This window comes from Clostridioides sp. LIBA-6822, assembly GCF_056688955.1.
Genome location: NZ_CP196995.1, coordinates 1,349,307 through 1,374,484, shown reverse-complemented (window position 1 = coordinate 1,374,484; position 25,178 = coordinate 1,349,307). Strand labels below are relative to the sequence as shown.

23 protein-coding genes are annotated in these 25,178 nt (G+C 27.8%); 6 read left to right on the top strand and 17 right to left on the bottom strand.

Annotated elements, in window-relative coordinates; translation table 11 throughout:
* Positions 1–76: 76 nt before the first annotated feature.
* From codY to ACTG48_RS06630, 5 genes are all read right to left on the bottom strand, one after another.
* A complete protein-coding gene (gene codY / locus ACTG48_RS06650) occupies positions 77–862 on the bottom strand; it encodes a GTP-sensing pleiotropic transcriptional regulator CodY (RefSeq protein ID WP_021384027.1) in 786 nt (261 codons plus the stop codon).
* Positions 863–1,027: 165 nt separating this feature from the next.
* A complete protein-coding gene (gene topA / locus ACTG48_RS06645; protein WP_021384059.1) occupies positions 1,028–3,115 on the bottom strand; it encodes a type I DNA topoisomerase in 2,088 nt (695 codons plus the stop codon).
* A gap of 32 nt (positions 3,116–3,147) precedes the next feature.
* On the bottom strand, positions 3,148–4,248 hold the full coding sequence (dprA, locus tag ACTG48_RS06640; RefSeq protein ID WP_021384018.1) for a DNA-processing protein DprA: 1,101 nt from the start codon (positions 4,246–4,248) through the stop codon (positions 3,148–3,150).
* Between the two features lie 18 nt (positions 4,249–4,266).
* Positions 4,267–5,871 carry a YifB family Mg chelatase-like AAA ATPase gene (locus tag ACTG48_RS06635; RefSeq protein WP_021384008.1) on the bottom strand — a complete coding sequence of 535 codons (1,605 nt, stop codon included), beginning with the start codon at positions 5,869–5,871 and terminating at the stop codon, positions 4,267–4,269.
* 30 nt (positions 5,872–5,901) lie between these two features.
* On the bottom strand, positions 5,902–6,246 hold the full coding sequence (locus ACTG48_RS06630) for a YraN family protein (RefSeq protein ID WP_021384060.1): 345 nt from the start codon (positions 6,244–6,246) through the stop codon (positions 5,902–5,904).
* 184 nt (positions 6,247–6,430) lie between these two features.
* On the opposite strand from ACTG48_RS06630, the gene ACTG48_RS06625 reads away from it, so the two are divergent.
* The 6 genes from ACTG48_RS06625 to ACTG48_RS06600 all read left to right on the top strand — a co-directional run bounded on the left by ACTG48_RS06625 (position 6,431) and on the right by ACTG48_RS06600 (position 12,264).
* Positions 6,431–7,591 (top strand): sensor histidine kinase, encoded by a 1,161-nt coding sequence (locus ACTG48_RS06625; RefSeq protein WP_021384006.1) that lies wholly within the window; start codon positions 6,431–6,433, stop codon positions 7,589–7,591.
* Positions 7,584–8,228, top strand: a complete 645-nt coding sequence (locus ACTG48_RS06620; RefSeq protein WP_021384005.1) for a response regulator transcription factor — start codon at positions 7,584–7,586, stop codon at positions 8,226–8,228. The genes ACTG48_RS06625 and ACTG48_RS06620 overlap by 8 nt, the downstream gene beginning before the upstream one ends.
* A gap of 189 nt (positions 8,229–8,417) precedes the next feature.
* On the top strand, positions 8,418–9,353 hold the full coding sequence (locus ACTG48_RS06615; RefSeq protein ID WP_479918399.1) for an ABC transporter ATP-binding protein: 936 nt from the start codon (positions 8,418–8,420) through the stop codon (positions 9,351–9,353).
* 13 nt (positions 9,354–9,366) lie between these two features.
* Positions 9,367–10,464, top strand: a complete 1,098-nt coding sequence (locus ACTG48_RS06610; RefSeq protein ID WP_479918398.1) for an ABC transporter permease — start codon at positions 9,367–9,369, stop codon at positions 10,462–10,464.
* A 2-nt stretch (positions 10,465–10,466) separates the two neighbouring features.
* Positions 10,467–11,531, top strand: a complete 1,065-nt coding sequence (locus ACTG48_RS06605) for an ABC transporter permease (protein ID WP_021384050.1) — start codon at positions 10,467–10,469, stop codon at positions 11,529–11,531.
* Between the two features lie 238 nt (positions 11,532–11,769).
* Positions 11,770–12,264 carry a CarD family transcriptional regulator gene (locus tag ACTG48_RS06600; RefSeq protein WP_021384042.1) on the top strand — a complete coding sequence of 165 codons (495 nt, stop codon included), beginning with the start codon at positions 11,770–11,772 and terminating at the stop codon, positions 12,262–12,264.
* A 137-nt stretch (positions 12,265–12,401) separates the two neighbouring features.
* On the opposite strand, the gene ACTG48_RS06595 is transcribed toward ACTG48_RS06600, so the two are convergent.
* The 12 genes from ACTG48_RS06595 to rpsP form a co-directional block, all read right to left on the bottom strand.
* Positions 12,402–12,650 carry a hypothetical protein gene (locus ACTG48_RS06595; RefSeq protein ID WP_021384021.1) on the bottom strand — a complete coding sequence of 83 codons (249 nt, stop codon included), beginning with the start codon at positions 12,648–12,650 and terminating at the stop codon, positions 12,402–12,404.
* 65 nt (positions 12,651–12,715) lie between these two features.
* Positions 12,716–13,732 carry an alpha-hydroxy-acid oxidizing protein gene (locus ACTG48_RS06590; protein WP_021384023.1) on the bottom strand — a complete coding sequence of 339 codons (1,017 nt, stop codon included), beginning with the start codon at positions 13,730–13,732 and terminating at the stop codon, positions 12,716–12,718.
* A 57-nt stretch (positions 13,733–13,789) separates the two neighbouring features.
* The gene (locus ACTG48_RS06585; protein ID WP_021384056.1) at positions 13,790–14,557 is read right to left on the bottom strand and encodes a ribonuclease HII; all 768 of its coding nucleotides are present in this window, start codon (positions 14,555–14,557) and stop codon (positions 13,790–13,792) included.
* A gap of 70 nt (positions 14,558–14,627) precedes the next feature.
* Positions 14,628–16,820, bottom strand: a complete 2,193-nt coding sequence (locus tag ACTG48_RS06580; RefSeq protein WP_021384063.1) for an adenosylcobalamin-dependent ribonucleoside-diphosphate reductase — start codon at positions 16,818–16,820, stop codon at positions 14,628–14,630.
* A 571-nt stretch (positions 16,821–17,391) separates the two neighbouring features.
* Positions 17,392–18,684 (bottom strand): branched-chain amino acid transport system II carrier protein, encoded by a 1,293-nt coding sequence (brnQ, locus tag ACTG48_RS06575; protein WP_479918397.1) that lies wholly within the window; start codon positions 18,682–18,684, stop codon positions 17,392–17,394.
* Between the two features lie 1,134 nt (positions 18,685–19,818).
* Complete coding sequence (gene brnQ / locus ACTG48_RS06570) at positions 19,819–21,111, bottom strand: branched-chain amino acid transport system II carrier protein (protein WP_021383960.1); 1,293 nt, start codon at positions 21,109–21,111, stop codon at positions 19,819–19,821.
* Between the two features lie 398 nt (positions 21,112–21,509).
* Entirely contained in the window at positions 21,510–22,406 is an 897-nt protein-coding gene (gene ylqF / locus ACTG48_RS06565) for a ribosome biogenesis GTPase YlqF (RefSeq protein ID WP_021383977.1), read from the bottom strand.
* Between the two features lie 319 nt (positions 22,407–22,725).
* Positions 22,726–23,076: a 50S ribosomal protein L19 gene (rplS, locus tag ACTG48_RS06560; RefSeq protein ID WP_021383988.1), complete on the bottom strand. Its 351-nt coding sequence runs from the start codon at positions 23,074–23,076 to the stop codon at positions 22,726–22,728.
* A 184-nt stretch (positions 23,077–23,260) separates the two neighbouring features.
* The gene (trmD, locus tag ACTG48_RS06555) at positions 23,261–23,956 is read right to left on the bottom strand and encodes a tRNA (guanosine(37)-N1)-methyltransferase TrmD (RefSeq protein ID WP_021383926.1); all 696 of its coding nucleotides are present in this window, start codon (positions 23,954–23,956) and stop codon (positions 23,261–23,263) included.
* 8 nt (positions 23,957–23,964) lie between these two features.
* A complete protein-coding gene (rimM, locus tag ACTG48_RS06550) occupies positions 23,965–24,480 on the bottom strand; it encodes a ribosome maturation factor RimM (protein WP_021383932.1) in 516 nt (171 codons plus the stop codon).
* A gap of 109 nt (positions 24,481–24,589) precedes the next feature.
* Complete coding sequence (locus ACTG48_RS06545; protein ID WP_021383925.1) at positions 24,590–24,817, bottom strand: KH domain-containing protein; 228 nt, start codon at positions 24,815–24,817, stop codon at positions 24,590–24,592.
* A gap of 64 nt (positions 24,818–24,881) precedes the next feature.
* Positions 24,882–25,154: a 30S ribosomal protein S16 gene (gene rpsP / locus ACTG48_RS06540; protein WP_021383935.1), complete on the bottom strand. Its 273-nt coding sequence runs from the start codon at positions 25,152–25,154 to the stop codon at positions 24,882–24,884.
* Between the last annotated feature and the right edge of the window lie 24 nt (positions 25,155–25,178).

Here is a 25,178-nt window from a genome sequence, read left to right as displayed (position 1 = left end):
TTTCAATAATTCGTCTAAAAAAGGTATCTATTTGAAATAGATACCTTTCCTAATCTCAATCTATAAAAAATATAGATTATTGATTGTTTTTTAATTTTTTCAATTCATCTGTAAGTTTATCATTAAGTATTCTTATATGAGTACCTTTCATACCTAATGATCTTGATTCTATCACACCTGCACTCTCAAATTTTCTAAGTGCATTTACTATTACTGATCTAGTTATACCAACTCTATCAGCTATCTTACTTGCAACAAGTAAACCTTCTTTACCATCTAATTCAGCAAAAATATGTTCAACTGCTTCAAGTTCGGAGTAGGACAGAGTGCCTATTGCCATTTGAACTACAGCTTTCTTTCTCATTTCTTCTTCTAACTCTTCACCTATTGCTCTTAATATCTCAAGACCAACAACAGTCGCACTGTATTCAGCTATTACTAAATCATCATCATTAAATGAAGCTGAATATCTTGAAAGTACTAATGTTCCAAGTCTTTGACCGCTACCTAAGATTGGTACTACTGTAGTATATTTTTGTAATCTTCCATGTTCTTCTGGAAAAATTTCCAATATCTTTTCACCATTTAAATTTTCTAATGTCTCATCAATCTTTAATACATTTTGAGTATATTCATCTGAAAATTTCTTTTGTTTAGTATACTCATCTTCTATAACTGAACTGTCTTGAGCATCATTTAAATGAAGACCTAATACTTTACCTTTTGCACTTACTACATAAACATTAGAATTTAAAACATCTCCTAATGCTCCGGCCAGTAAATCAAAAGAGACACTACTTCCACCACTTGTTTGTAATGTTTTATTTATTTTCCTTGTTTTTTGTAACACTTCACTTGCCATTTAATCATCTCCTCATGAAATTTAGGCCTTTTAATAACCTTTTATATTTTCTAATATTATTTTCATCTCTAATGAAAATTTATTTTTTATATTAGTTGTTTACACTTGAAAGATTATCATAGATTGGAACCTTTTTCAAGAGAATTATGTGATTTTTTTCAATTTTCACTCTTTTCCGTCATTATGCTCTTTTGACTCTTTATTACATTCTTTATTAGAACACACTGTTTTTGTTTCAGATTTAGTCACTTTTTCAACCATATACGAACCACACTTCTCACAAAACTCTCCTGTCGGCTTATTCCAAGCTACAAAGTCACAGTTTGGATAATTAGAACATCCATAAAAAGCTTTACCTTTTTTAGATTTTCTAAGTATAATATCTCCTTCTTCACATTTTGGACATTTAACACCAATTTTATTCATAATTGGTCTAGTTGTTTTACAATCTGGATAGTTTTTACAAGCCATAAATTTTCCAAATCTACCATATTTTATAACCATATTAGAGCCACAATTTTCACATATTTCATCAGTTTCTTCATCCATATTTACTTTTTCTATATTTTCAAGTGCTTCTTCAATAGCTTCTTTAAGTGGAGCATATGATTCAGATACAATCTCTTTCCAGTCTGTATTTCCGTCTTCTATAACATCAAGTTTACTTTCCATATCAGCGGTAAAATCTACATCTATAAATTTATTAAAATTATTTTCTAAAATGTCAGTAACTATTATACCAAGTTCTGTTGGACATAGACTCGTTCCTTGTTTTTCAACATATTCTCTATTTAATATAGTAGCTATAGTTGGAGCATACGTACTTGGTCTACCTATCCCTAATTCCTCTAATGTTTTTACCAAACTAGCTTCTGTATATCTTGCTGGTGGTTGTGTAAAGTGTTGGTCTGGTAATACATTTTCTATATTCAATATATCGCCTTTGTCTATACTTGGTAAAATTTTATCTTCTCTCTCTGAAAAATTGTATACCTTAGTGTAACCATCAAATTTCATTTTTGAACCAGTAGCTTTAAATACAAGGTCTCCTATTTTGCATTCTACATTTAATATATCGAATACTGAATCCTCCATTTGGCTAGCTACAAATCTTCTCCAAATTAAATTATATAACTTGTACTGGTCTTTGCTCAGTGAAGCTTTTATACTATCTGGAGTTCTGTCAACAGAAGTTGGTCTTATTGCCTCATGGGCATCTTGAACTTTTTTAGTATCTTTTTTTTCTTTTTTATCACTACTATTTTTATAGTAGTTTTCGCCTAGATTACTTACTATATAACCTTTGGCTTTTTCTCTTGCTTCATCAGAAATTCTCTTAGAGTCAGTTCTTATATATGATATAAGACCAACAGTACCTTCACCTTCTATATCTATACCTTCATATAATTCTTGGGCTATCATCATTGTCTTTTTAGTAGTGAAGAATAGCTTATTTGCTCCTTCTTGTTGAAGCATACTTGTCGTAAATGGTTTTGGAGCTGATTTACGTCTTGATTTAGATTCTATCTTCTCAACTTTTAAATCTTTGCCTTCCATTTCTTTTAGTATTTCGTTTACAGCTTCTTCATTTTCTAATTCGATTTTTTCATCATTCTTACCATAAAATTTTAAAGTTATATCCTTATCTTTTGCTGTCTTTGCTTCCACATCTATTGTCCAATATTCTTTTGGAATAAATGCTTTTATTTCTTTTTCTCTATCACAAATTAATTTTGTTGTAACAGATTGTACTCTACCTGCACTAAGACCTTTTCTAACCTTTTGCCACAATATAGGGCTTATCTGATAACCTAAAAGTCTGTCTAATACTCTTCTTGCTTGTTGTGCATCAACCAAATTTATATCAATATTTCTAGGATGCTTAATTGCTTTTTTAATTGCATCCTTAGTTATTTCATTAAACTCTATTCTACAATCTTCAGATTCATCTAAATTTAGTATATGAGCTAAATGCCATGATATAGCTTCACCCTCTCTATCAGGGTCGGTTGCTAGATACACTTGTTTAGACTTTTTAGCTTCTTTTTTTAATTCTTTTATTACATCGCCTTTACCTCTTATGTTTATATATTGAGGTTCAAAATTATTTTCTATATCTACACCTAATTTACTTTTAGGTAAATCTCTGACATGACCAACTGATGCTTTCACTGTGTAATGACTTTTTCCTAAAAATTTTTCTATGGTCTTAGCTTTTGCAGGCGATTCTACGATGACTAATGTTTTGGCCATAAAACCACACACCCCCACTACCTAATCTTAATTTATACATTTAAACTGTACGTTTTATTATTCATTTCTACTACTAACTCATTTAGTACTAATTCATTGATTATTGAATTTACATACTTTATTTCTATACCAGTATAATCACAAATACTATCTATATGCAAGTTTCCTTCTCTTTTTATAGCTTCTATTATTTGCTTAGACTTGGCATTTAGACTTATATTATCATATTTTTGATTTATTTTTTTATCAATAATATTAAATATGTTATATTCATTCAAAATATCATCTATATTTTCAATTAATTTTGCACCTTCTTTTATAATTTTATGACAACCTCTACTCATTTGGGAATTTATATTACCAGGTATTGCAAAGACATTTTTTCCATGTTCAAGAGCAAAATCCACTGTGATTAATGCACCACTTCTAATTGCTGCCTCTACAACCACTACTCCATCACTTAATCCGCTAATAATCCTATTTCTATTAGAAAAATGATATGGTGCTACTGTCGAGTTAATATTATACTCTGATAATAATAATCCCCCATTTTCTAATATTTTATTTGATAAATATAAATTTTGTTTTGGAAGAGGATTGTCTACTCCTGAGCCAAGCACTGCTATAGTTTTAGATTTTCCATTCATACAACCTATGTGTGAATATGCATCTATTCCTATAGCTAATCCACTTACTATATTAACCCCATACTGGGATAGTTGACAACTTATTGTTTTTGCACAATTAATTCCATAGGCTGTAGGTTTTCTTGAACCTACTATAGCTATATTAAAATTATTATTAACTAAACTTATATCACCTTTATAGAATAATAACTTTGGAGCATTGTATATATTTTTTAATTTCTCAGGATATTCTTTATCATATTGACAAATATATTTAATTGTTTTTTTATAAAGAAGTTCTTTTATATTTTCTAAATAAGCGTGACCTCTATATTTTACTATATTTTTTCTAATATTCAAGCTTATATTTTTTAAATTATATATTTCTTTTTCAGAAAAATCAAATATATCCTCAATATTTACTATTTCACTTTCTATTATTTCAATTGTTTTTGTTGTTATTCCACTAATTGATTTTAACCACAAATAGATATCTCTTTTTTCCATAAAATCCACCTCAAAAACTTATTTAAAATAACTATAATAAGCCTTTCTAAATGAAAAAGCTTCTATAATACACTGCGAATTTATTGTTTCTATTTCTTCCAAATCCGCTATTGTTCTTGCCATTTTTAAAAGTTTTGTATAACTTCTACTACTGAGATTATATTTATTAATTATTGTCTCAGCCGTTTTTGAAGCTTCTTTTTCCAATTTACAATATTTTAATAAATTAGAAGATTTAATTTCACTATTATTTTTTATATTATCTTTTCTAAATCTATTTATTTGTATTTTTCTAGCATTTTCTACTCTTCTCTTTATTTTTTGAGAACTTTCTTCTTGTTTTGAAGAATTAAAATCAACATATTTTATAGAATTAACTTCTACAAAAATATCAAACCTATCTAATAATGGACCTGATATTTTATTTATGTATTTATCAATTTCGTTACTCCTACATCTACATTCTGTATCTGACATATAGTAACCACATGGACATGGATTCATAGCTGCAATTAACAATACTCTACAAGGATATTTTGTATTATATTTCACTCTGGATATATTTACATATCCATCTTCTATAGGTTGTCTTAAAGTCTCAAGTATTTTTCTATCAAATTCAGCTATTTCATCTAAGAATAATATACCTCTATGTGCTAAAGCAACTTCTCCAGGTCTTGCATCTACTCCGCCACCAATCAAAGATTGCTTTGTAGTTGTGTGATGAGGTGCCCTAAAAGGTCTATTGTCAATTATTCCTTTGGTTTCATCTATCATACCTAGTATGCTATAAACTTTACTTACTTCTATCATTTCTTCTATACTTATGTCTGGTAAAATTGTCCTTATCCTTTTTGCAATCATAGTTTTTCCTGAGCCTGGAGGTCCAATCATAAAGATATTATGATTACCAGCTGCTGCAATTTCTGCACTCCTCTTTACAAAATAATTGCCCCTTACATCTTTAAAGTCTTCATCATATTTATTTTCTTTTATACTGTGAATCTTTGTATGCTCACAGTCTTTATAAGTATCATACTTTTCTAATCTTCCATTATATATTTCTAGCTCCTCATTCAAAAAAGACATTATCCTTTCTTTATCGACTTTTATTTCTTCATTTAAAAAATCAATACATTCATTTAAACTTTTAACAGGGATTATATCAATTTCATCTATAAATAAACTTTCTCTTGTATTCTCAATTGGTATAAAAATACGTTTTATATTTTGGTTTTTTGCACCTATAATGATAGGCAATATACCTCTTACTTTTCTTATCTTTCCATCTAATGATAACTCTCCTATAAACATACTTTCTTTTATGTAATTTTCGTCTTTTTTTATTAATCCTCTTAAAAGACCTATACTTATAGATAAATCTAAAAAAGCGCCTTCTTTTTTTATATCTGCTGGTGATAAATTCACAACTATTCTCGTGCTTGGGAATTTATACCCACTATTAAGAATTGCTGATTTTACTCTCTCTCTTGCTTCTTTAATTTCTTTACTTGGAAGACCAACAATATTAAAACTAGGTATACCATTACTTATATCCACTTCAACCTTTACCAAAAAACTATCTATTCCTACTAAATTACTTGAATTAATAATACTTAACATTTTTAATCCTTTCAAAAAACTTTATATTTTTTAAAAAGCATTTATTATATGATTTACTCTCTTTTCCAATAAATAGACCTCTATAATATCAAATCTTATTGGAGTATTATATAAATTATTTTTTATAATATAGTATTTTGCTACATCAACTATCTTTTTTCTTTTTTTAAAACCTACAGATTCGCAAGGGTAACCATACTTTATATTGGACCTTGATTTCACCTCCACAAATACAATTTCATTACCTATATTTGCTATTATGTCTATCTCTCCTAACTTCAGTCTGTAGTTTTTTTCTAGTATCTTCGCACCTTTTGCTAGCAGATAATTAACTGCTATTTCTTCTCCAAAATCACCTTTTTCTTTATTATTCATTATCTACTCCAATACATTAAATTTGTACGTTTAAATTATCGTCAGTATACAATTTAACTATTCAATTTTTTGAGATTGATTTTATTTCCATTAATATTAATAAATACTTCTATTGACTTTATTCTTTTATGATATTATGCTAGTTTTCATAAGGAAAGTTTATTTTTATGGAGGAATGTCTTTAATGAACAGAAAAAAATTATTTATTTTTATACGATATTTATCTCTATTTATATTACTTGTAAGCTATTTGAATAATGCTGAAAATACATTGTATCCAGTTATAACAATAATTATATTATTTCTAATAATAAATAACCAAGTCAGATTTTTTTCTTTATCAAATGAGAATAAATTTATACTTATTTCTTATTTTTTAGAGCTTATTTTAATTTTTATATTATACAATTATACAAAAACTTTTAATTCACTATACTTTGTTCCTTTAGTTTTGGATGCCTCATTTTTAATAAAGGAAAAGTATAAATACATATTATTCTTTTTAGTTATAATATCTTCTTTTATTATTGGTTTAGATAAAAGTGTATATTTAGCACTAGAATCAAGTTCTATATTACTAATTATTACTATACTTTCTATGTATCTAGAAAGTGAGAATTTATCTAAATTATACAATCAAAGTCTTTACGATAAACTCCGTGTTTCTAAAGATGAATTAAAAAAAGCTAATGCTGATTTAGAGATTTATGCAAGTTCTATAGAAGAATTAGCAATTTTGAAAGAAAGAAACCGTATATCGAGAGAAATACATGATAGTGTTGGACATTCTCTTTCTACAACAATAATTCAATTAAGTGCTATAGAAAAGCTCTTAAAAGACAAACCTCTCATTTCTGATTTAGTTCATGAACTTAGAGAATTTGTGACTGAAAGTTTCCAAGATGTAAGAAGAGCTATATCTGAACTAAAACCTGTTGAATATGAAAATTATCAAAATTTACTTAAAATCAAAGAACTGGTTAAAAGCTTTATTAAGCTTACAAATATCAACGTTAGATTAACTATATCAAAAAATACTTGGAACCTATCTAGAAATCAATCTATCGCTTTATATAGACTCGTTCAGGAATCGCTTTCCAACGCATCAAGACATGGAAAAGCAACTGAAATTAGAATTTTTATAACATTTAATCCTTCAAATCTTATAATTACTATCAGTGATAATGGTATAGGATGTAACAATATAAAAAAAGGAAATGGACTTAGCAGTATTAGCGAAAGAATATATGAATTAAATGGCAAAGTTGAATTTGATAATTCTAATACTGGATTCACAATTAGAGCGTCTTTTCCTAAATTTTCAGGAGGTGATTTTTTTGAATAAAATCAAAGTTCTTATAGTAGATGATGAAAAATTGATTAGAAAAGGTCTTAAGATTATTTTATCATCTTATGACGATTTAGAAATTGTAGGAGATGCTTCCAACGGATATGAAGCATTAGAATTCTGTAAAAAAAATGATGTAGACATAGTCCTTATGGACATTAGAATGAAAGTTTGTGATGGAGTTCTAGGTACAAGACTTATAAAAGAATACGATAGTTCCATAGCGTTATTAATTTTGACAACCTTTAATGATGATGAATACATAAAAGACGCTATGAAGTTTGGAGCTTCAGGATATCTTTTAAAAGATAGTTCGGACGAAGTATTACACGAGGGGATTCGTTCCTCGTTTTTTGGCAATATTGTACTTGATAAAAGTGTTGCTGAAAAAATCATGTCCCCTGAAAAAACTATAGGACAAGAACATATTTCTGATATGTATAATTTAACAGAAAAAGAAATATCCATAATTAAATTAATTGCAAATGGACTTAATAATAAAGAAATTAGCCAAGAATTATTCTTATCTGAAGGTACAATAAAGAATAATATCACTAATATCTTGGGAAAACTAGGACTTCGTGATAGAACTCAACTAGTTATATTTGCCTTCAAAAATAAAATTGTAATATAGATATATATGTAAGAAACCTATACTCTTAAAAAATTTCTTACTTACAAACTTATTTATAATAAATAAAAATATAAAGTGACTTAAGTCACTTTTTTTAGTGACTTATAGTAATAGAATTATGATTCATAATTCTTTATTATAGTATTATAGATTTTTAGCTTATACAAAATTACTTTTGGAGGGATTATTATGGATATAGTCAGAGTAAATAACATAACAAAAAGATTTAACGATAAATTGGCACTTGATAATATCAGTTTTTCTGTTAAAGAAGGGGAGATATTTGGACTTATTGGACCAAATGGGGCTGGTAAGTCTACACTTATAAATATAATTACAAATCTTATGTTACCAAATAGTGGTGACATTCAAATCAATGGTTTAGATTTGTCAAAAGATTATATAAAAGCAAAGTCTATAATAGGATTAGTTCCACAAGAATTAGCACTTATTGAAACCCTTACTCCTTTTGATAACTTAGAGTACTTCGGAGCTTACTATGGTTTAAAGGGAAAATTGCTTCAAGAGAGAATCACCGAAGCCTTAGAAGTCACAGGACTTACTGATGTTAAAAAGAAAAAAATAAAAAAATTATCTGGTGGTATGCAAAGGAGATTAAACATTGGAATAGCACTCTTAAATCATCCTAAAATATTAATATTAGATGAACCAACGGTAGGTGTTGACCCCCAATCAAGAAATCATATTTTCAATTTTATTAAAGATATATCTGAAAAACAAAAAACCACGGTAATATATACTTCTCATTATATGGAAGAAGTTGAACATCTTTGTTCTAAGATTTTTATTATGGATGAAGGCAAGGAGATTGCTTTTGGAGATAATAATTATCTAAAATCATTAGTATCTACACATACAAAATTAATCATGGAAATTAAAAATATAAATGCTCAACTTATATTCGATTTAAAAAATATCAAAGGTGTGATATCTGTTTTAGAAAATAATTCATTAGTAGAATTGGATATAGATAAAAAATTGCAACTTACAGATGTGCTATCTGTTGTTGAGAAAAATAATTCAAAAATAGTACGAATTTCTTATGAAGAACCTAGTCTAGAAGATGTGTTTTTAAATCTAACAGGTAAAAATCTAAGAGATTAATGGAGGTGATTTTATGAGATTATACATTAGTGTAAAAACTATGCTAAAAGGTTTAAAAAGCTCTTTTATACTTAATTTAATATATTTCTTAGCCTTACCTCTAGTCTTAGCTGGGTTTCTTGGAATGGTGACAGAAAGCATGTTTCAAAACCCTATAAAAACAGATTTGACATCAATTGTTATATATGACAAAGATGATACAAAGCTATCAAATAATCTGACAAGATACTTAAAAAATGACTTATCTTCTATATTAACAGTTCAAAAAGATAGTTCTAATGCAGATTTAAAACTCACTATACCTAAAGGATATGAGAGTAATTTATTAAATGAAGAATCAAATATTTTAAGTGTAGAAAAACTTGGAACTCGCGATGATATTGCAATATTACTTCAAGACATATTAGATACTTATCATGAAAAATTATATTTAAATAATTCGCAAAAACTAAGTTTAGAAGATTTCTCTAAATTATTTAACAAGAATTCTATTGATACTTCTATAATAAAAAATAATGTCAGACAAAACTCTTATGAGTACTTTGCTTTAGTTTCTCTGGGATTTCTTGTAATAATTTTTATAATGAATAATATTTTAGCAAATTACGTAAGTGAATCAAAAGGACTTTCAAAAAGACTTTACTCTATGCCTATTACTAGAGTACAATTCTTAATTTATGATTTTGTAGGATTGTGGATTTATTCATTTATCTTCTTGTTATTATATGTTTTATTCTTTAGAATACTTGGGATAACATTTAAAGGTAACTTTGCCATATTAATTTTACTTTGTGCTTTATCTTCTTATTTTATGACTTCAATATCTACTTTTGTAACCGCCTTTTTTAGTAAGAAATATGGTACAGTTATTGTTTACACATTACTCTTCTTACAGACAGTTTTTGGAGGTATTCTCAGCATGGTAAATGATATATTTACTAAGTTTACAAGTTTATCTCCTACTTATTTAATAGGAACATTATTCAGTAATTATGAGACATTTAAAACTATCGATTCAATAGGAAACTTAATTTTTATATGTCTAATTGCATCTACAATATTGATTGCACTTTCTATTGTAAAAGAAAAATATAAATGGAGGGAGATTTAATAATGATTAGATTAATTATTGCAAACATAAAAAGATATATAAAAAATCATGCTCTTTTAGTTAACATGGTTCTGTTTCCTGTTATATTATTAATGTTTTCTCTTAACTTTTTTACTGGTAACTCAGAAAATCAATCAATGTACTTTTCTCCAGTAGCAATTGTATCTAATTCTTCTGGAAAATATGAACATAAGTTAATAGATGGTTCTAAATTAAAAGAAAACTCATTTGGATTAGACGAACAGGATAAGGCTATGAATTTATTAAAAAATAATAAAGTTTCTGCTGTCTTCATTTTAGATGAAAATTTTTCAAACAATATAGATAACTTAAAACGACCTGTAGTTAAATGTTTTAAAACCGAAAACGGTGGAGGTAGTCTTTGGGCAGAATCACAAATAGAATCTTTTATTACTAATTCATTAAAATTAAAAATAGATAGAAACATAGATGATAAATTGACAAGGACAAATATAATTGATAACAGTCCAAATAAGAATAAAAATTCATTTTTAATAGTCTTCTTAATATGTTATTTTATGTATATTAATGCAGCACATCTTGCTTCTGATTTATTCGCATTAAAAAAATCTAATACCTTAAAAAGACTTGTTTCTACAAGACATAAAGATATAAAAATCATTTTCAGCATATTTTTAGGGTTATTTTTTATTCAAGCAATTATATACACCTTAACTTTAGTATGCTTCTCATTTATAAGTGATTTTAAATTGACTTTAAACACATTAATGATTGTACTAGCAAATAGTTTTGTTGCTACTGGATTTGTATTTTGGATAGCTAGAGTAACTAAAAGTGAAAGTTCTATAAGTCTTATGTCTACATTTTATTCTTTAATAGGTTTAGCTATATCTATATCTAGTCTAATACCATCACTTGATAAATTATCCTTTATGGTTAATCTTTCAAAGCTTACACCATTTTATTGGACTATAGACGCTATTAATAATGACAACATATTAATAAATATAATTGTTTTAATTTTTATTGGAATGGTCTTTGTAACAGCTGGAAGTCTTAAGTTAAGAGATTTTGCTAAAAATTAATAATTACTAAGCATAGTTAATGTACAGTTTTATAAAAAACTAACATAATATTTCAATACGTTAAATCATTTTATCTTATATTTTTATAGTTATTTTATATTTATTCATCATAAACTTAATATTATATATTAATATTTTTGACTTGTCAAGTATTTTGTGATATAATATTGAGTATTAGATAATTAAAGCATTGTACCCAAATTGCAATATCTAAAATTCAGTTTGGAGGTATAACTATATGTATAATATTGGCGAAAGTGTGATGTATCCAAAAGAAGGTGCTTGCTATGTAAGTGATATTGTAACAAAGGAAATAAATCATAATATACAGAAATACTATGAATTGACTGTTATTTTCAATAGCAATCTTAAAATTTTGATTCCAGTTATAAGTGCTGGCAAGATTGGCATACGTCCAGTTATGAATGAAAATGAAGTTGATGATTTTATGCAATCTATTGATAAAACAGATGGTGTATGGATTTTTGATAGAAAGAAGCGACTTAAATTATACCAAGATAAATTTCATTCAGGAGATGTTTTTGAGATTGTAAAATTGATTAAGATGCTTATGATACAAGATTGTTCAAAGCAATTATGTAGTACAGATAAGGACTTTCTAAATAAGGCTCAAAGGTTTGCTTTATCAGAATTAGCTGCAGCTCAATCCAAGTCCTATACAATCGTATTAGATGAAATGAAAAAACATATACTAAATTTGAATAAAAATTAAGCACGTAAAGCACTCTCTTTTACTTTAAACTGCCTAATCTATTATTGATAAAATTCTCTTAATTAGATTGAAGTTTATACTCAAACAAAAAAGCTAAGAGCAAATCATATTTTTGATTTACTCTTAGTTAATAAAATTTAATCTTCTGCAAGTTCTTTTTTTTCTTGTAATAACACACCTAACTCATTTGCTTCTAAAACTTGTGCCTCTGCAATATCAAGTAACTCTTGTTGCCATTCCACACATTTATCTTTGTAATCAAAAGGTAGCGTTCTGTCAACTATGTACTTATCAATACAGCCCTCCGCACTTTTAATTATTTCTTTTCTTTCATTAATAAATTTCTCCAATTCTACTAAGGCTTCTTCATAAGCTTTTTTACTCATATAAATTCCCCCTTTGTACAATTATTCTACATTAAAATGATTTTTCCTCTTTTTTGTATAAAATTTTATTTGTATATAACTTTTCCATCAATATCTTTTATAGTTTGACATCCAGTTAATATCATAGAACCACTTAGTTCTGATTGAAGCTTATTTACATAAGTTTCTACACCATCAGTTGCTCCACCAAATGAAGCAGTCACAAAAGGTCTTCCTATTAATACTGCATCTGCTCCTAGACCTATCATCTTTAATACATCTAATCCTGTTCTAACTCCACCATCTGCAAGTATTGTAACTTTGCCTTTAACAGCATCAGCAATCTTTGGTAAAACTTCACATGCTCCTGGTGTACAATCTAATACTCTTCCTCCATGATTTGATACAACTATGGCATCTACACCTGCTTCAACTGCCATTAACGCATCTTCAACAGTCATTATTCCTTTTAATATAAATGGTAGTTTAGTAGAGTTCACCAATTCTTTTATTTGTTCAACATTTTTAGGAAGTACTGGCTTTCCATGTAGCGATAAAGTCACTAGACCACAAGCATCTATATCAACTCCAACTGCAAATGCACCAGCTTCTTCAGCTAGTCTTATCTTTTTTATAATATTTTCATTATCCCAAGGCTTAATAAATACAATCCCATCACCATTATACTTTTTAACTACATCTAAATTTTCCATTAAAAAAGCATCTACTGCTGTATCTCCAACCATTGCATAAATCCCACTTTTTGCACATCCTGCAACTACTGGTTCTATGTAATCTCTTTCACTAATTTTTCCACCCATATTCAAGGTAGTTCCTGTTACTGGAGCTGCAAATATAGGTGCACTCATTTTTTTCCCAAATATCTCTATAGATGTATCAGGATTTGAGACATCATGTATTACTCTCATATTTACTTTTACTTTTTCTAAACTCTTACTATTTTCTATAAAAGAAGAACCACTTCCTTTACCTCCCATACCAGGAACTTCCCCTGCACAAACAACTCCATTACAAACCTTACAAACTTTACAACTTCCATTTAAATTTTCTCTAGCATTTTTTAATAATTCATTATACTCCATCTTTAATCCCCCATTTATTATAGTAATTTATATCATATACATTATATCATATTGTGTTTACAGTATATTTTTCAAAAAACTTTTCCTATGTATAGGAGTTATCCCATGTTTTTCAATGGCTTCATAATGTTCTTTAGTCCCATACCCTTTATGAGATTTAAAACCATATTCTGGATAGACCCTATCATATTGATACATTATACTATCTCTAGTAACCTTAGCCAATATACTTGCTGCTGCTATTGATATAGATTTTGAATCTCCTTTTACAATTGGATTTTGAGCTATGTCAATCCCTGGTATTGTCGCTGCATCAACCAATAGATAATCTGGTGCTTGTTTTAAACAATTTATAGCTTTTTTCATTGCCATATAGGTAGCATTCAATATATTAAATTCGTCTATTTCTTCATTATTTACTATACCTATTCCATAGTCTAATGCTTCTCTTTTTATTACTTCAAAAAGTTCATCTCTTTTTGCTTCACTTAGTTTTTTAGAATCATTTACGCCTTCTATTTTTGTGTCTTTTTTAAATACTACTACAGAAGCTACAACAGGTCCAGCAAGAGGTCCTCTTCCCGCTTCATCAATTCCTCCAATATATAAATAACCTTTATTGTAACCTTCATTTTCAAATATATTTATAGTTTCTAATCTTTCTTCTTCTCTTCTAATATTGTCTAATTTTTTAGCTAGTTTTACAGCTAAGCTTTGAACAGATTTTCTGTCATCGACTCTCAATAGTTCTATATATTGCATATATTTTTCTACTTCTAAAGTCTCAATTATTTCCTTAATCTCCCTCACGCTTTTATTCTGCATACAATTCCCTCATCTTTCATTTGTAAAAATATAAGTTTTTAAATCTATTAAAATTTTGCTAACACAAAGTTTAATTACATCCACTATATCCACATTTTAAGCATATACTACAACCACCTGTATGTGCAATTCCTTCACTTCCACACTCAGGACACACAAATTTCTCATCTTCTTCAAAATTTTTATTTATTATTTTTTTGGATTCTTCATCTTTATTATCTTTTTCTTTTTTATTATTTTTATAACATTCTTTTTTATTATCTTCTTTTTTATTATTTTCTTTATTGTTTTCTTCCTTTTTTTCATTTATTAAAATTCCACTCCTTTTGCATCCATCTCTAAATATTGTCACCCCTTTAAGACCAGCCTGCCATGCCTTAATATATATATTGAAAACATCTTCAACTGTAGTTTCAAAGGGAATATTTATTGTAGATGATATAGAAGCATCAATATATTTTTGCCATACTTTTTGCATGTTTATCCTTTCTTCGTATCCTATATTCATTGCAGTTACAAAGAACTCTGGTAAACATTCTTCATCTGTAATACCTTTTTTATCCATATATTCTTTAACGATTGGAGTATATACTTTGTAATATACATCTTCGTCATGTAAACTCTCAGTTTTTCTTATATATGAAAGATTAAATATAGGTTCTATTCCACCACTAATTCCTATCATTGTAGATATAGAACCTGTAGGAGGTATAGTTAATAGTTGTGAATTTCTAAGCCCATATTTTTTAACCATTTCCTTAGTATCATCATTTAAATTTTCTATAAAAAACTTAGACTTGGATATATTTTCATATTTATACTCACTAAAAGTTCCATATTCTTTGGCAATTAAGGCTGATTGCTTTACAGCTTCATTCAACATAGTTTTACCAATTAAATCACATAATTCCAAAGATTTATCAGAACCATATCTTATTCCCATCTTTATAAGCATATCAGCTATACCCATTACTCCTAAACCTATCTGTCTATATTTATGTACACTATCTCTTTGCTCTTGTAATGGATGTAAGTTTAATCCCTCATCTAACACATCATTTAAAGCTACCACAGCTTCTCTAACGCAAGATTTTAATTTATTAATATCAAAGGTAGCATGTTCACCAAATGGTTGTATTACAAACTCTGACAAGTTTATTGAACCAAGCAGACAACTTCCTCCACTTGGAAGTGGCTCTTCTGCACAAGGATTTACTCCTGAAAAGCAAAAATTCTTATCTTCGCTCATAAAATTATAAGTTCTTATTTTGTCCCAAAATAATATACCTGGTTCTGCATAATCCCAGTTATTTTTCACAAATTTATTAAACAAATCATATGCATTTACTATCTTGACTATTTTTTCTCCAGTAGTTTCAACTTCAAAAGTACAGTTATACAGTTTCTTTTCCTTTACAGCTTGCATAAATTCATCTGTTACTCTTACAGAAATATTTGCTTTAGTAACTTTTTCTAAATCTGTTTTTATATCTATAAACTCTTCTATCTCTGGGTGGTTTACGTCCATAGAAATCATAAGAGCTCCTCTTCTTCCTCTTTGACCAATCAAACCAGTTGTCATGCTGTAAAGTTCCATAAAAGAAACTGCTCCAGTCGTGTGTTTTGCAGCATTATTAACTTTTGCTCCTTTTGGTCTTAACTTTGAAATATCAATTCCAACGCCTCCACCATAGCTAAATGTTCTAGCAAGTTTTTTTGCAGTATCGAAAATATCTTCTATACTATCTTTTGGTGGCTCTATTACATAACAATTAGAATATGTTACTTTTTTACCTTCTTTCTGCAATCCTCTATTTGCTAAAATCCTTCCAGCAAATAGAAATCTTTTCTGTCTTATTAATTTTGAGATTCTAGGACTATTATTTGAGATTCTCTTTATCCACTCATCAAAACTCTCACCATTATTTCTATACTTATTCTTCCATATTGATTTTTGCAGTTCATCAAACTCCCAAGCTTTAGTTCTTATTTCAGAACGTCTTTCTCTATATAATATGTAGTGTTTTGCTATATCTTTTCTATTTGATTCCATAAGTAATACTTCAACTATATCTTGGATTTCCTCTACGGATAAGCATTTTTCCATAGAATTATAATCTTTAGCTATTTTTCTTGATATATCATATGCTAAATCTCTATCCACTCCACCTTCACTATTTATACTAGCCTTATAGACAGCATCTTCAATCTTACTTTTACTAAAAAGTTCTTTTGTACCATCTCTTTTTATTATGTACTTCATTTTTAGACCTCCAATAAATTAGTATTAAATTAATACACCTATTAACTATAACTCTAAACAAACTTTTTTATATGTTTGTATTTTTTCAGATTAATTATCTAGCATAATATATATTATACTATTTTATATTCAATATAACACTCCTTATAGTTCTCTCAACTTTTAAAACAATTTCTTAAAAAAATCAAAAATAATATAAAAAAGTATATAAAAGTCCAATTCTACTTTTATATACTTTATATTTTTTATGTTTTTATTGTTTTAACTTTTATTAATTAATAAGTATCTAAATAATAAATTCTTTATTTTTTCTTTATATATATATGGCAATAATTTACATTTACATTAAATATTTTTAGTAAATATAATTTTATTTTACTTATAGTTTTAAATCATCCTTTTTATTTTACATGCTATTATAAATCATATTACTGCTAATGTTATAAAATTAAACAAATAACATATTTTCAATCTTAAGCAATTTAATAATACTTGCAAATATTACAAATATAAAAAGGAATTGCCTCTATAATTTAAAGGCAATTCCATAATTATCAATTATTCTTTATTATTATGCAGTTTTACTGCTTTTAGATGGAATAAAGTTTCCTATTATTCCTGCTATTACAACTGGAACTATCCAGTTAAATCCTAATGAAGCGAATGGTAAGCTATTAACTAGAGGAATATTTACACCAAAGCTTGTTGCAACTGTTAACACACTTACTAATAATGCCATATATGCAGCACATTTGTATACATTGTCATTTTTAATTTGGTTACTAAATAATGCTAGTATAACTAGAGTTATAGTTGCTGGATATACCATACTTAATATAGGAGAAGAGAATTTTATTATTGTACTTACTCCAAAGTTTGATATGATTGCACTAAACACACAAACTACTATAACTATATGCTCATACTTTAATTTCCCATCTGTAAGTGTTGAGAAATATTGACCTGCTGCTGAAGAAAGTCCTATAGCTGTTGTTAAACATGCTAATGCAACTATAATAGCTAATAAGACTTTACCTGTAGTTCCAAGTAAAGATGCTGTTATTGCAACTATTAAAGCTGTTTGTTGAACATCTTGTCCATATGCTTGAGATACAGTTGCTCCAAGATAACATAATCCACCATAAACTAGTGCCATACCTATTACTGCAATAACACCTGCGCTTACTGTAGCTTTCATCTTTTCTTTTTCACCTGTATACCCTTTAGCTATTACTGACATGATTATAATTGATGCAAATACACTAGCTGCTAATGCATCCATTGTTTGATAACCTTGAGTTATACCTTCTGCAAATACATTTTGTATTAAAGAACTGTCTCTTATTTCTCCTAATGGAGATATGATACCTTTAACGATTAATACTGCTAAAGCTATAAGTAAAGCTGGAGTTAATATTGACCCAACTATATCTACAACTTTTGATGGTCTTATTGTTAGAAGTAATACTATAGCAAAGAATACTATAGAAAATATTACTGGGCTTATTCCTGAACCTATTGTAGGTAATATACCCATCTCATAAGTTGTTGCTGCTGTTCTAGGTATTGCCAAAAGTGGACCTATACAGATTACCATTGCACATCCTAATGCAATACTTAATCCTTTACCTGCTCTTGAGAACATCTTTGATGTGTCTCCATTGAACTTAGTTGCTGCTATAACTGCTAATAATGCCAAACCACCATCTGCGAAAAGGAATCCTATGAAAGCTACTAGCCAACTACTTCCGGATAAAACTCCTAGATATGGAGGGAATATTAAGTTCCCAGCACCAAAAAACATTGCAAATAGTGCAAATCCAATTACAATTACATCTTTAAACTTGATTTGTTTCTCACCCATTTAAAGCACCCCCATTTGAATTTTACTACTTTTTTTACCTTCTACTACATTTTACTAAAAAATAAGTCCAATCTCTTCTTAAATGAAAACCTTTTGACGAGATTTTATTTAATTATACATTTTTGACTTAAACTTGTCAATTATGTTTCATAATTTATAAAATCTTCGCAATATTTAATACAACTTTCTTAATTAAATAAAATCAACCTGTATACTTTAAACATGACTGGTTTTTCATTTTTTTACTAAGTTTTCTTGACAAAATTAAAAATTCTAACTTTTTTGAATTTTCTAAATTTTACCATTTTTTGAATTATTCCTAATTTAAGTTGCTTTATGTAATACTGTATATCAACCTCCTTACTATTTTTATATAATCTTTTTAATTCAGTTTAAATTTTAAATATTTTGTGTTTATTATATAATTCTAAAAAAAAGCCGTCAATATGATTTTTAATTTTTTAAATTTTCAAAATTATGATATCCGAAAAATCGTTTTCCTTTTGTCACAACTCTTATTTACGTTAATTCTTGTAGGATTTTGTATTTATTTTGCTAAATTAACTCCTAATTTTATTGAATAACCGTTCTACACCTATAGATTTTTCACTTCTTTTTTATGCTTGAAATCGTTTTTTCTGAAAATTCCTTATTATGATTTACAATCTTACTTTTCTTCATCGTAATTATTTTCTAACTTCCAACTTACTTAAACTTTGCAGTTGCTAGTATCCACATAAACATACTTATATTTCAAAATTAACTAAAAATTCTTAATATATACCTCTATAAAAACAATTTAGTGCTTTGCTCAATTCATTTATATATGTAAATGACTTAAATTTTATTTTATTATTTTATTATTGTTATAATTTTATTTATATAATATTTTTGTAAAAATCAGCTACTACATATAACTAAACTTATAAAATTCATCCAAAATTCTTTTTTTAATCTTTATTATTGTTAAAAAATAAACTATATATTTTTTCTAATATTTTCTTATATTTTTACATCCAAAAGCAAACAATTAGTATAGAAACTAAAAATAAAAGGAGTTATCTATATAAATAATTTAATTTATTATAGATAACTCTTTTATTTATAGGTAATTATATTTTAACTAAATAAAGTTTAATTTGTTCCAAGTGTATTAGATTGACTCTTTGATGGTATAAAATTACCAATTATTCCAGCTATTATAACTGGAACCACCCAGTTAAATCCTAATGAAGAAAGTGGTAAAGAATTTACTACAGGAACATTTACTCCGTAAGTAGATATAACTGTCAATATACTTACAAGTAGTGACATGTATACTGCTCCTTTGTAAACATTATCATTCTTAATTTTTTCATTGAAGAATGCTAAAATTATTAAAACAATTGATGGTGGATAAACTATACTCAATATAGGAGATGCTATCTTTATTATAGTTCCAACACCAAAAGATGCTACTACTGCACTGAATACAGATACAGCTAATACTATTTTTTCATAACTTAATTTACCTTTTGTAAGTCTAGAGAAATATTGTCCTGTAGCAGACGTAAGACCTATAGATGTAGTTAAACATGCTAATGATACTACTATTGCTAAAATCGCTTTCCCAACATTACCAAGTAATCCTTGTGTTATATTTACTATTACTTGTGATTGTACTGCATCTGTTCCATACATTGTTGATACAGTTGCTCCAAGGAAACATAATCCACCATAAACTATAGCTAGACCTCCACAAGCAAGTACACCAGCTTTACCAATCATTTTTAATTTCTCACTAATAGAAGTATATCCTTTTTCATTTAAAGACACTATCAACACTGATGCAAGTGCTATCGCTGCAAAGGCATCCATCGTCTGATATCCTTGACCTATACCTTCTGCAAATACATTAGGTATCATAGGCTTATCTATTATCTCTCCAAGAGGAGATACAACACCTTTTATAATTATAAATGCTAAAGCTATTAGAAGAGCTGGAGTTAAAAATTGTCCAACTATATCTACGACCTTAGAAGGTCTTATCGTTAATACATATGATATCGCAAAATAAACTATACAGAATAATAACACTGGAATCGAAGTTCCAAATAAAGGCATCATACCCATTTCATAAGTTGTTGCACCTGTTCTTGGTATAGCTAGGAATGGTCCTATGCATAAAATATCTGCACAACCTATAAGAATACCTAATTTCATACCACATCTTTTAAACATTTCAATTACGTTTCCATCGAATTTAGCTGTAGCCATTACTGCTAGAAGTGCTAAGCCAGCATCGGCAAATGTAAATCCTAAGAAGGCAATTAACCACTCTGGACCTGTAATTATTCCCAAGTATGGTGGAAATATTAAGTTACCTGCTCCAAAGAACATTGCGAATAATGCAAATCCAAATACTATAATATCCTTGGTCTTACCCATTATAAAATCCCCCTTTTTAACCTTATTAAATTAATAAAATTCCTCAATTGTTTACGCTTGCATAACTTACATATATAACTTAATTGAAACAATAAGAGCTTATTATTAAATTAATAAAACTAAATAAATTAAATTTTTAATATATTGTATTGATTTGTGCTTATTATATATTATACGAAACAAGCAAGTCAATATACCAAAATTTGAAATAATCATACTCATTTTAATTTTCAAAAAATTAGGCATATTTGTCTTAAATTAATGTTTTTAAAGGTTTTCTAATCTAATTTACACTTTCGCATGACAATATTTGTCTATATTTCAAAAAAGTAAAAAAAACCTTTAGGAAAAGGCTTTTTTTAGCTTATAATATTAATTTTTTTAACTAGCTTTAAAATCTATCTTTTAACATTCTCTGGTACTTCTAGAGTTATATTGCCTATTTTTCCATCTCTAAATTCATTTAAAACAGTTGTAGCTATGCGTGTATAATCAAGCTCTTTTTTACCTGTTATAAATCCTCTTTTATGACCAATCATATCCATAGTTTCAATTGGAGTTTCTCCTAGAGTATCCAATTTATATCTCGCTTTCAGATTCTCAGGAGCTATTTTCATAAGTTTTTCTATGAGTCTTAATGCTAAAGTTTCAGTATCTAAAATCTCATCCTTTATAGCTCTACTAAAGGCTAAGTTTAAAGCAACTTCTTGGTCTTCAAACTTAGGCCAAAGTATCCCAGGTGTATCTAGAAGTTCAAGGTTTCCCTTTAATCTAACCCATTGTTTACCTTTAGTTACTCCTGGCTTATCTCCTGTTTGTGTACTTTTTCTTCCTGTTAATTTGTTTATAAGAGATGATTTACCAACATTTGGAACCCCAACTATCATTATTCGTATAGCTCTTTCTTTTCTCCCTTTATCCTTTAAATTATTCATTTTTTCTCTAGTTACATTCTTACATTCTTCTATTATCTTATTTATGCCAACTCCTTTTATTGTGTCTACAGGTATAGCTTTTATATTGATTTTTTTATAGTACTCTACCCATTGATTTAATTTATCTCTGTCTGCCATATCACTTTTATTAAGTACAACTACTCTTGGTTTATCACCTACAAGCTTATCTATATCTGGATTTTTACTACTAAATGGTATTCTGGCATCTAACAGTTCAATAACTACATCAATCAATTTTAAGTTGTTTTTTACCAACTCCTTAGTTTTTTTCATATGACCTGGATACCAGTTTATATGTAGATTGTCATCCATAAGATACTCTTCATATTCATTTGACATGTATATCACTCCTTTAAAAGATTATATTATTATATCTTAATTATAATTAAAAAATAAATTTATTTAAATCATTGTATTGTCATGCTTTTAACATCCTACTTTACATAATATTCTCTTCTTATTTTAATATTATTTCGAAATATAATTCAATATTTATTGATTTTATTTTTCATTTTAAAAGGTATAAATTCATAAATAAATAATATATATTTTCAACAAATAGTTCTATTTATTTCTAATATAATTATTTGCTGTAATTTTCATTAAAATAGAAAGAGGACTGATAAATCAGCCCCCCATTTATAAGTAAAGTTTTTAATTATCTATTTCTAGCTTCTTTTATCTTAGCAGCTTTACCTACTCTACCTCTTAAGTAGTTTAGTTTAGCTCTTCTTACTTTACCTTTTCTAGTAACTTCTATTTTTTCTATTTTTGGAGAGTGAACTGGGAAAGTTCTTTCTACACCAACATTGAAAGACATTTTTCTAACTGTGAAAGTTTCTCTTGCTCCTCCACCTTGTCTCTTTAATACTACACCTTCAAATACTTGTATTCTTTCTCTTTTTCCTTCTATAATTCTAACGTGTACTTTAACTGTGTCCCCAGGTCCAAAATTAGGAACTTCATTTTTTAATTGTTCTTGCTCAATTGCTCTTAGCATTTCATTCATCTTTCTTCCTCCTAAATATCATAGACGTTCTTAACTACCCGACCAGTGTAAACAGAGGAACGCCCGTATTTTCAACATTTTATATTATACTATACTTCAATATTTATTACAAGCACTTTTATGTTTTTAATTCCATTTATAGGTACTTTACTGTATACATGTATATTAATTATTTATTCTCTTTTTATTTTTTTTGAGATTTTTTATATAAGTCTAATCGTCTTTCTTTAGTTATTCTTATAGATTCTTCTCTTCTCCACTCATCTATCTTTTTATGATTACCTGATAAAAGGACTTCTGGTACTTTTAATCCTTCAAAGTCTCTAGGTCTAGTATAATGAGGATATTCTAACAAGTTATCTTTAAATGATTCTTCTTCAAAAGATTCATCTTGATTTAATACACCTGGTATTAGTCTTGATATAGAATCTATCATTATAAGTGCTGGAAGTTCTCCTCCAGTTAGTACATAATCTCCAATTGAAATTTCATCAGTTACGATTAAATCAATGATTCTTTCATCTATTCCTTCATAATGACCACATAGCAGTATTATGTCCTCTTTGACAGACATCTGTTTTACTATGGATTGATTGTATACCTTCCCTTTTGGAGTTAAATAAATTACTCTTGGATTATTTATATTATAGGTTGTTATTATATGCTTATACGTGTCATATATTGGTTGAGGAGTCATTACCATCCCAGCTCCTCCTCCAAATGGATAATCGTCTACTTTTTTATGTTTATTATCAGAAAAATCTCTTATATTATATATATTAACTTCAATTATACCTTTTTCAACAGCTCTTTTCATTATACTTTCATTCATATATGAATGAAATATTTCTGGAAAAAGCGTCATTATATGAAATCTCATATTACCACCTAATCAATCATTCCCTTAATAGGGTCTATAATCATTTTTCTGTCATCAATGTCTATTGTAGGTACAAATTTTTTAATAGCTGGTATCATAAATTCTTTATCTTCATCACCTTTTATTACATAAACATCATTTGCAGAATATTGGAGAACATCTTCTAACACTCCTACATATTTTCCGTCTACAGTTAAAACTTCCATACCAATCATATCTGCTATAAAAAATTCGCCTTCTTCAAGCTCTCTACTATCTTCTCTAGACACGTACATAAATTTATTTTTTAGCTTTTCTGCTTTTTCTATACTATCTATATCTTTTATCTTCATTATAACCATAGAACCTTTGTATCTTACCTTCTCAACAATCCACTTATTATTTAAATCTTTTCCTAGATAGAAATCTTTTAACTCATCAAATCTATCTATATCATCAGTAAGTGGATAAACTCTTACCTCACCTTTTAAACCTTGTGTATTTACTATTTGACCTATCTTAAAATGAGTTACTTTTTCTTTCATGCTATCACCTTCTTAAAAAATTTAATCTTATATACTCATATCATCATAAATTCTTAAAACTACATATAATTATATAAAAAGGACTAGGTATTATACCTAATCCTCCTATTTACACTATCTCAAGAGAAACTTTTACATTTTCTCTATTTGCAACAGATCTTACGACAGTTCTTATAGCTTTAGCTATTCTTCCCTGCTTCCCAATAACCTTACCCATATCATCTTGAGCAACTGTAAGTTTTAAGACTATACCATCATTATCTTCAAATTCCTCAACGACAACTGAATCAGGATTATCAACTAGAGCCTTAGCTATATCTACAACTAGCTCTTTCATATATTTCATCTCCTAAAGTAACCTCAGCAATGAGTACTTACTTAAACTAATCGCCAAGAAAAAATTATTTTGCTTGTTTAGAAGCTTCGAATTTTTCTATTACTCCATTTTTTACAAGTAATTTTTTAACTACTTCTGTTGGTTGAGCACCAGTAGCTAACCATTTTATAGCTTTTTCATCATTTATTCTTACTTGCTTAGGTTCAGAAACTGGATTATAGTATCCTATTTCTTCTATAAATTTTCCATCTCTTGGAGCTCTTGAATCAGCTACTACTATTCTGTAGAAAGGTTTTTTATTAGCTCCCATTCTTTTTAATCTTATTTTAACTGCCATTACAGTCACCTCCGAATAATTTTT

What these genes read in the sequence shown, in the direction of transcription:
- codY (WP_021384027.1), bottom strand. Translation starts at nt 862, where the DNA reads ATGGCAAGTGAAGTGTTACAAAAAACAAGGAAAATAAATAAAACATTA.
- topA (WP_021384059.1), bottom strand. Translation starts at nt 3,115, where the DNA reads ATGGCCAAAACATTAGTCATCGTAGAATCGCCTGCAAAAGCTAAGACC.
- dprA (WP_021384018.1), bottom strand. Translation starts at nt 4,248, where the DNA reads ATGGAAAAAAGAGATATCTATTTGTGGTTAAAATCAATTAGTGGAATA.
- ACTG48_RS06635 (WP_021384008.1), bottom strand. Translation starts at nt 5,871, where the DNA reads ATGTTAAGTATTATTAATTCAAGTAATTTAGTAGGAATAGATAGTTTT.
- ACTG48_RS06630 (WP_021384060.1), bottom strand. Translation starts at nt 6,246, where the DNA reads ATGAATAATAAAGAAAAAGGTGATTTTGGAGAAGAAATAGCAGTTAAT.
- ACTG48_RS06625 (WP_021384006.1), top strand. Translation starts at nt 6,431, where the DNA reads ATGAACAGAAAAAAATTATTTATTTTTATACGATATTTATCTCTATTT.
- ACTG48_RS06615 (WP_479918399.1), top strand. Translation starts at nt 8,418, where the DNA reads ATGGATATAGTCAGAGTAAATAACATAACAAAAAGATTTAACGATAAA.
- ACTG48_RS06610 (WP_479918398.1), top strand. Translation starts at nt 9,367, where the DNA reads ATGAGATTATACATTAGTGTAAAAACTATGCTAAAAGGTTTAAAAAGC.
- ACTG48_RS06605 (WP_021384050.1), top strand. Translation starts at nt 10,467, where the DNA reads ATGATTAGATTAATTATTGCAAACATAAAAAGATATATAAAAAATCAT.
- ACTG48_RS06600 (WP_021384042.1), top strand. Translation starts at nt 11,770, where the DNA reads ATGTATAATATTGGCGAAAGTGTGATGTATCCAAAAGAAGGTGCTTGC.
- ACTG48_RS06595 (WP_021384021.1), bottom strand. Translation starts at nt 12,650, where the DNA reads ATGAGTAAAAAAGCTTATGAAGAAGCCTTAGTAGAATTGGAGAAATTT.
- ACTG48_RS06590 (WP_021384023.1), bottom strand. Translation starts at nt 13,732, where the DNA reads ATGGAGTATAATGAATTATTAAAAAATGCTAGAGAAAATTTAAATGGA.
- ACTG48_RS06585 (WP_021384056.1), bottom strand. Translation starts at nt 14,557, where the DNA reads ATGCAGAATAAAAGCGTGAGGGAGATTAAGGAAATAATTGAGACTTTA.
- ACTG48_RS06580 (WP_021384063.1), bottom strand. Translation starts at nt 16,820, where the DNA reads ATGAAGTACATAATAAAAAGAGATGGTACAAAAGAACTTTTTAGTAAA.
- brnQ (WP_479918397.1), bottom strand. Translation starts at nt 18,684, where the DNA reads ATGGGTGAGAAACAAATCAAGTTTAAAGATGTAATTGTAATTGGATTT.
- brnQ (WP_021383960.1), bottom strand. Translation starts at nt 21,111, where the DNA reads ATGGGTAAGACCAAGGATATTATAGTATTTGGATTTGCATTATTCGCA.
- ylqF (WP_021383977.1), bottom strand. Translation starts at nt 22,406, where the DNA reads ATGTCAAATGAATATGAAGAGTATCTTATGGATGACAATCTACATATA.
- rplS (WP_021383988.1), bottom strand. Translation starts at nt 23,076, where the DNA reads ATGAATGAAATGCTAAGAGCAATTGAGCAAGAACAATTAAAAAATGAA.
- trmD (WP_021383926.1), bottom strand. Translation starts at nt 23,956, where the DNA reads ATGAGATTTCATATAATGACGCTTTTTCCAGAAATATTTCATTCATAT.
- rimM (WP_021383932.1), bottom strand. Translation starts at nt 24,480, where the DNA reads ATGAAAGAAAAAGTAACTCATTTTAAGATAGGTCAAATAGTAAATACA.
- ACTG48_RS06545 (WP_021383925.1), bottom strand. Translation starts at nt 24,817, where the DNA reads ATGAAAGAGCTAGTTGTAGATATAGCTAAGGCTCTAGTTGATAATCCT.
- rpsP (WP_021383935.1), bottom strand. Translation starts at nt 25,154, where the DNA reads ATGGCAGTTAAAATAAGATTAAAAAGAATGGGAGCTAATAAAAAACCT.